At 35.0% G+C, this 257-nt stretch carries 1 protein-coding gene; it reads right to left on the bottom strand.

Going from position 1 to position 257, the window contains the following annotated elements:
• Positions 1–36: 36 nt before the first annotated feature.
• The coding region (locus KJS58_RS25190) for an IS3 family transposase (RefSeq protein WP_213536349.1) at positions 37–257 on the bottom strand (221 nt) is incomplete at its 5' end.

Genomic DNA, 257 nt, shown 5'->3' with positions numbered 1-257 from the left:
TGAAGTGACCCCTAAATGTTAGACACGGTTATTTCATTAGGCAGCTTGGGTAAAACGAGTTCGGTACTGTACCGGACTCGTTTTTAATTTTGCCTTCAATCGTTTTGTGTTGTAGTAGTTCATATATTTTTCTAGTTCTAATTTAAAATGTTCTACACTCTCAAATTCCTTTAAGTAAAGGAGTTCCGACTTTATAATCCCAAAGAAATTCTCCATTACTGAGTTATCATAGCAGTTACCTTTACGCGACATACTTT

Source organism: Paenibacillus sp. J45TS6 (genome assembly GCF_018403285.1).
Lineage (GTDB): Bacteria > Bacillota > Bacilli > Paenibacillales > Paenibacillaceae > Paenibacillus.
The sequence above is the reverse complement of the archived record's forward strand: the minus strand, read 5'-3'. Positions and strand labels throughout refer to the sequence as shown.